This window comes from Streptomyces sp. SID3343, assembly GCF_009865215.1.
In the GTDB taxonomy this organism is placed as follows: Bacteria; Actinomycetota; Actinomycetes; order Streptomycetales; family Streptomycetaceae; genus Embleya.
This window is the reverse complement of sequence record NZ_WWJX01000466.1, coordinates 1-6295: the sequence shown is the minus strand read 5'-3', so window position 1 is coordinate 6295 and position 6295 is coordinate 1. Positions and strand designations below refer to the sequence as shown.

Genomic DNA, 6295 nt, shown 5'->3' with positions numbered 1-6295 from the left:
GCAGTTCGGCGGCGACCCGGGCCAGGACGTCGGCGCGGCGCGCGGTCAGCGTCACCGAGCACCCGTCGCGCAGCAACCGGGCCGCGCATGCGGAGCCGATGCCGCCGCTGCCGCCGGTGACCAGCGCCATTCGGCCGGCCAGGGACGGCGACTCGTTCTGGGCCATGGAGCGGTTCCTCCCTTGTGCGCCAAGGTAACTGACGATGAGTCAGCTCTGTCGAGACGTTACACCTCGAATCATTCGAGCTGTAACGAAGATGCCCGATCGGCACTAGGGTGTGGCCATGACAACGGGGGACGAGGCACTGCCGGGACTGACCGCACTGCTGTACGCGGCGACCGCGCGACTCGACGCGCACTTCGCCGCGTGCGCCGCCGACATCGGGCTGACCGCGTCGCAGGCGAACGCGGTGCACGAACTCGCCGAACCGCTGGGCATGCGCGAGTTGGGCCGCCGGATGTGCTGCGAGCCGCCCAACGTCACGTTCGTGGTGGACCGCCTGGAGGAGCGCGGCCTCGTCGACCGCCGCCCCCACCCGGGCGACCGTCGCGCGAAGCTGATCGCGCTCACCGCGGCCGGCGAGGAACTGCGCTCGCGCCTGTTCGCGGGCCTGGCGGTGGACCCGCCCCTGTCCGGGCTGCCCGACGCCCAACGGCGCGCCCTGCGCGTACTGCTCGCCCGAGCGCTGAACGGATCCTGACCGGCACGCCGGCCGATGTGCCCGGCCCGCGGCGCCCACGCCCGCGGCCCTTCCCTCACCCCTGGTTCTCCTTGACTGTGGCCACTAACCTGACGCCCCATCAGGACAGAGGGCGCCCCGCACCGTGGCGGCGTCGGGGACAGGAGAACGGCATGGCTGTATTCGCGCTGCGTTTCGACTTCCGTAATCCGGCTTTCGCCGGGACGAGCATGGGGGAGCGCTACGCCGCGGCACTCGACATGGTCGAGTGGGCCGACCAGCGCGGATTCATGATGGTCACGCTGTCCGAACACCACGGGTTCGACGACGGCTACCTGCCGGCCCCGCTCCAGTTCGCCGCCGCCATCACCGCCCGCAGCAAGAACATGCTCGTGACGATCGCGGCGATACCCGCCCCGTTGCACGACCCGCTGCACCTGGCCGAGGAGCTCGCGGTCGTCGACCTGCTCAGCCAGGGCCGGGTCAACGTCGTGCTCACCAACGGCTACGTCGACACCGAGTTCGCCATGTACGACGTCCCGATGAAGGAGCGCGTCAAGCGCACCGTCGAGACGGTCGAGACGCTGCGCAAGGCGTGGACCGGCGAGGAGTTCGACTATCGCGGCCGCACCGTGCGGGTGACCCCCGCGCCGTTCCAGCAGGGCGGCCCGCCGATCATCCTCGGCGGCAGCGTCGAGGCCGCGGCCCGTCGCGCGGCCCGGATCGCCGACGGGTTCATGCCGTCCACCCCGGACATCTGGGAGTTCTACCGCGACGAGAAGCTCAAGCTCGGCCAAGAGGACCCGGGCCCGTACTTCGGCGGCGACACGAGCTTCTTCCACCTGTCGAACGACCCCGACAAGGACTGGGACCTGATCGCGCCGCACGCGCTGCACGAGGTCAACGCGTACGGCGCGACGATGGCCAGGGCCGGCACCGCCGGCGCGGGCGGCTACACGAGCGTGACCGACGCCGACGCGCTGCGGGCGGGCGGACAGTATCGGGTGATCACCCCGCAGACCCTGGTCGCCGAGCTCAAGGCCCAAGGCGACGCGGCCTTCGCGATCCTGCACCCGATGATGGGCGGCATCCCGCCCGAGCTCGCGTGGCAGAGCCTGCGCCTGTTCGAGACCGAGGTCCTGCCGAACCTGTAGAGCCGACCGCTCACCTGCTCGGCGCGCCGCCCACGAGGTCCTTGAAGTGGTCCCACGGGGTGCGGCGCTCGGGCGGGAAGCGGCGGAGCGAGCGGGCCAGTTTGGTGTCGGCGTGGGGCGAGGTCCGGCCGGGGCCCTCCTTGTAGCGCCATCGCGCCCACGGCGACTCGGGCTTGGCGATGCGCAGCGCCGAGACCATCGCCACGAGCGGGACGAACACCCCTATCAGACCGGTCGCGACCTTGCCCTTGGCCAGCGCGCACAGCGCGAAGGCCAGGTTGGTCGCGACGACCACCGCGGCCACCGGTTTGCTGTCGCCGTCGCCCAGACCGAGCGGGTTGGCGCCGACGAACAGGAGCAGGCCCATCGCGGCGGTGATGAGCACCGCGTCCACCGACTTGCGACCGTCGTGGGACCAGTAGACGTCGTCCAGGTGCACGAGCAGCGCGAACTCGTCGAGCGTGAGCGCGGCGCCCATGCCGAACAGTCCGGCCAGCACCTGCCGCAGCGCGCCGCCCGGTTCGTAGGCGAATTCGAGCGCGCCGGCGATGAGCATCAGGAAGATTCCGTACACCTGATGGTGCACGTGCACCCGGCCCACGACCATGTTGCGAAACGGGCCCTTGCCCGCGCGGATCAACCGCGTGATGAGCCGGGTCACCGCGAACGTGAACACGAACGCGACGAGCATCCAGCCCACGCCGTGCGGCCCTTCCTCGGCCTCGTGGGCGAGTTCGGCCGTGGCCGAGATCAAGCCGTGGTCGTGCACGTACCGTCCCCGATCGACATTTCCGTGTGAGGAGGATTGTCCATGATCGAATGGGGCCGACGGGGCCACGACTCGATACTCGTGGCGGCGAACGCGACGACGACAGGCAAGGAACACGTATGGCACTGCCCACGACCTCGACTTCGGTGACCTTCCCCGCAGGCGCGACCACGGGCGAGTCCCGGGTGCTGGCCGCGCCCGTGCTGCCGGACGGCCGGTCCGCCCTGATCGTGGCGCAGACCCCGTTCCACCCGCTCGACCACACCTGGCCCGACCAGCCCGCGGATACGGGCACGGTGCGCGTCGGCGGCGTGGAACTGGCCGTCGTGGACTGCGTGACCGCAGCGGTGGGGCCGGACGGGACGTTCGCGGTGGCCGAGGAGATCCCGGTCCGGCGCGGCGACGAGACGTGGGCGTGGCTGGCGCTGCACGTGGTCGAGGGCGGGGCCGGCGATCCCGCCGACCTGATCGGCGCGACGGCCGAACTCGTCGTGGACGCGGAGCGCCGCGCCCGGCTGAGCGCGGCGCACACGTCGTGCCACATCCTGGCCTTCGCACTCAACGCGGTGCTCGCGCCGCGCTGGCGCAAGGAGGTGCGCACCGACAGCCTCGGTCGCCCCGACTTCGACAACCTCGCGATCACCCGCTCGCGGATGGACGAGAGCGGCAGCCGCGACGACTACCGGATCGGCAAGTCGCTGCGCAAGAAGGGTTTCACGAGCGAGGGTCTGGACGCCGACCTGCCCGGCGTCCGGGACGAGGTCGAAGCGCTGCTCGCGCAGTGGCTGAAAACCGACGCCGACGTGCGGATCGAGGTCCCGGACCCCGCGCTCACCGCGCGCCGGGTCTGGCACTGCGGCCTGCCCGACGGTGACGCGCACATCCCGTGCGGCGGATCACACCTGGGTCGACTCGGCGAACTGCGGAGCCTGGCGGTCGACCTGACCATGGACGCCGACGGCGGCCTGGTCGCCACGACCCGGCCCGAACGCGCCTGAGCTCGGCGCGGCGTGAGCACTGGGCTCGGCACGGCCCGGTCAGGGGCGGTTCGACCCGGCACCGGGAACCCGTTCCGGACCATGCGCGTTACCTTCTGGAGGAACTCTCTTTGCCGAATCATGACCTGGTCGGGGGACTTCCGACGCTCTCTCACGCCCGCTCCAGGAGGCTCGCGCCGTGAACACCCTCGCCCTGGGTCCATCCTTCTTGGATCCCGACAAGCTGATCTCCACCTTCGGTCTCATCGGCATTCTGGTGATCGTTTTCGCCGAGTCGGGCCTGTTGATCGGCTTCTTCCTGCCGGGCGACTCGCTGTTGTTCACGACCGGTCTGCTGGTCTCGGACGGCAAGTACATCTCGCAGCCCCTGTGGCTGGTGTGCCTGCTCCTGTGGATAGCGGCGGTGTTGGGCGACCAGGCCGGCTTCCTGTTCGGCCGCAAGGTGGGGCCGTCGCTGTTCAACCGTCCGAACTCGAAACTCTTCAAACGGGAGAACGTCGAGAAGGCCCACGAGTTCTTCGAGAAGTACGGCCCGCGCTCGATCGTGCTGGCCCGATTCGTGCCGATCGTGCGGACGTTCACGCCGATCGTCGCGGGCGTCGCCCGGATGAAGTACCGCACCTTCATCGTCTACAACATGATCGGCGGGCTGCTGTGGGCCTGTGGCGTGACGGTGCTGGGCCACTCGCTCGGCCAGGTCGACTTCGTTCGGGACAACATCGAGCTCATCCTCGTCCTGGTCGTCCTCCTGTCGGTCCTTCCGATCGGCGTCGAGTTCCTCCGGGCCCGCTCCGCCTCCCGCAAGCAGGCCGCGGCGGAGGCGGCCGGGACGGGCGCTCGCGATCTCGGCCGGGGCCGCCACCGTGCGGGCGCGGACGTGCCCGGCGACGACCGGTCGGACCTCGATCGGGGTCATGACGGCTGAGCCGCACGAGCCGGCGCCGAGCGCCAATAGAGTTCACGCCATGCGCGCTCAACTTCTGGCCCGGGCAGCCCTGCCGTCCCTGTGGAGTCTCGACCGCATCCCCGGGGCGGCCGCCTGGCTCGCGCACGGGGTCGACGGTTCGCTCGTCGTGCTCGACGACTCGCTGAACGTCGTGCGGTCGCTACGACTGCCGCAGGACTGGAAGGGCGGCCACTCGGTCACTCCCGACCTCGGCCGATTCGTGGCCTCGGCTCCCGATCGGGTCGTGGCCCTCGACGCCGAGGGGCGCGAGCTGTGGACCCACCCGCACATGCCGTGGGAATTCGAGGAGGCCGGCTCGTGCGCCGTCGGGTCCGCGGGCGTCTGGGCCCTGGTCCGCACGGCCGAGGGCGACCGGTGTGTGCTGCTCGACGTCGTGGACGGCTCGACGCGAGCGTCCTGGCCGGTGGCACCGGCGACCGTGGGTTCGGAGTTGCTGCCCCACCCCGACGGCGTCCACGTGGGCCTGGCCGCGTCGCACGCCGACGACGCCTACCGGATCTTCGTGGTCGCGGCGGACGTCGCGGACACGACCGCGGAGGTGCCGCCCGGGGAGAGCCGGGTGCTCACCGACATCCACCCGTCGGGGCGGATCATGCTGACCACGCCGATCGAGGCCGGACCCCTGTCGCTCGTGCGCTTTCCGGACGGCGCGGTGATAGCGGCCAGGCCGGGCGAACAGGTCTTTCCCGACGAGGACGAGGTCTTCGACGTCTATGCCGGCTTCCTGCGGCGCGACCTCGTGCTCGCGGCCTCGTCGGGGGAACGGCACGTGCTGTTCTCGGTGCCGGACCTGCGGCCGATCGCGGAGATCGAGTATCCCCGGGACGCCCCGAGCGAGTGGCTCGTGGTGCGCGCCGACGGGACGTGGCTGACCGCCGACTCGGAGTCGGGGACGGTGTGCACGTGGCGCCTGGAGACGGAGCCGGTCGCGGGCTGAGGTCGGCGGGGGTCGCGGTCGGCGAGATGCGGTGGGTGGGACCCGACCGTCCCGTGCGTGGTTCACGAGTCGAACGGGACCCCTGGGGCGGACTGACGTTCGAGTGACATGCGGCGAGATAAGCCCATTAGCGGTAAATAAGGTGCTCCTGGTGCGTTTGTGGCAGCGGGTCGTTAGCGTGAAGCGACCTGCTCGGAACCGGAACTTCCGGTTCCTTTCGGTGCCCGCCACGTGGAGGGAGACCGCATGCCTCGGACGATCATTCGTGCCGCAGTCCCTGCCGGACTCGCTGTCGCACTCGTTTGGACGCTCAGCCCCTCGGCCCTCGCCGACGACCCCGTCACCCCCGCCTACCCCGGGGCCGACCGGGTTCGTCAGGCGCAGGACGAGGCCGGCCGCAAGGCCGACGGCGTCGACCGCATCGAAGCCGACCTGGACCGCGAGGCGGCCGATCTCGCGCAACTCGACATTCGGGCCGGGGCGGTGGTGGAGGCGTACAACGGCGCCGTCGTCGTGCGCGGACAGGCCCGGGACGAGGCCGCTCGGGCCGAGGACGGGCTCCGCACGGCGGACCTGCGACTGACCCAGGCCCGCGACGAACTCGGCCGGATCGCGGCGCAGGCATATCGCTCGGGCGGTGGCTCCCAACTCGGCGTTTTCCAGGCGTTGATGGGCGGCGACTCACCGGGTGACGCGTTGTCGCGGGTGGAGACCGCGCGCCGCGTCGCCCACGAGAGCGACGAGAGCGTCAAACGCGCCTCGGCCGTGCTGCGCGACGCCGCGACCGCCG

At 71.0% G+C, this 6295-nt stretch carries 7 protein-coding genes and 1 pseudogene; 6 read left to right on the top strand and 2 right to left on the bottom strand.

The window, feature by feature from the left end:
- Positions 1-130, bottom strand: a 130-nt coding sequence (locus GT354_RS15130) for an SDR family NAD(P)-dependent oxidoreductase (protein WP_237534908.1), incomplete at its 3' end; no start/stop codon positions are given.
- A 154-nt stretch (positions 131-284) separates the two neighbouring features.
- Here GT354_RS15130 and GT354_RS15125 point away from each other — a divergent pair.
- Both GT354_RS15125 and GT354_RS15120 read left to right on the top strand, forming a co-directional pair.
- Entirely contained in the window at positions 285-701 is a 417-nt protein-coding gene (locus GT354_RS15125) for a MarR family transcriptional regulator (protein WP_161356835.1), read from the top strand.
- Positions 702-853: 152 nt separating this feature from the next.
- Positions 854-1834, top strand: coding sequence for an LLM class flavin-dependent oxidoreductase (locus tag GT354_RS15120; protein ID WP_161356834.1), 981 nt, complete (start codon positions 854-856; stop codon positions 1832-1834).
- 10 nt (positions 1835-1844) lie between these two features.
- Here GT354_RS15120 and GT354_RS15115 read toward each other — a convergent pair whose 3' ends face one another.
- Positions 1845-2603 (bottom strand): hypothetical protein, encoded by a 759-nt coding sequence (locus GT354_RS15115; protein ID WP_161356833.1) that lies wholly within the window; start codon positions 2601-2603, stop codon positions 1845-1847.
- A 119-nt stretch (positions 2604-2722) separates the two neighbouring features.
- On the opposite strand from GT354_RS15115, the gene GT354_RS15110 reads away from it, so the two are divergent.
- The 4 genes and pseudogenes from GT354_RS15110 to GT354_RS15095 form a co-directional block, all read left to right on the top strand.
- Positions 2723-3601 carry a metal-dependent hydrolase gene (locus GT354_RS15110; RefSeq protein ID WP_161356832.1) on the top strand — a complete coding sequence of 293 codons (879 nt, stop codon included), beginning with the start codon at positions 2723-2725 and terminating at the stop codon, positions 3599-3601.
- A gap of 178 nt (positions 3602-3779) precedes the next feature.
- Positions 3780-4526, top strand: a complete 747-nt coding sequence (locus GT354_RS15105) for a VTT domain-containing protein (protein WP_161356831.1) — start codon at positions 3780-3782, stop codon at positions 4524-4526.
- A gap of 40 nt (positions 4527-4566) precedes the next feature.
- Positions 4567-5505, top strand: a complete 939-nt coding sequence (locus GT354_RS15100; RefSeq protein WP_161356830.1) for a hypothetical protein — start codon at positions 4567-4569, stop codon at positions 5503-5505.
- 246 nt (positions 5506-5751) lie between these two features.
- Positions 5752-6295: pseudogene (locus GT354_RS15095) on the top strand (hypothetical protein); the annotation flags it as partial.

Excerpts from the sequence above, each read along its gene's own strand:
- GT354_RS15100 (WP_161356830.1), top strand. The coding sequence starts at position 4,567 with ATGCGCGCTCAACTTCTGGCCCGGGCAGCCCTGCCGTCCCTGTGGAGT.
- GT354_RS15110 (WP_161356832.1), top strand. The coding sequence starts at position 2,723 with ATGGCACTGCCCACGACCTCGACTTCGGTGACCTTCCCCGCAGGCGCG.
- GT354_RS15125 (WP_161356835.1), top strand. The coding sequence starts at position 285 with ATGACAACGGGGGACGAGGCACTGCCGGGACTGACCGCACTGCTGTAC.
- GT354_RS15120 (WP_161356834.1), top strand. The coding sequence starts at position 854 with ATGGCTGTATTCGCGCTGCGTTTCGACTTCCGTAATCCGGCTTTCGCC.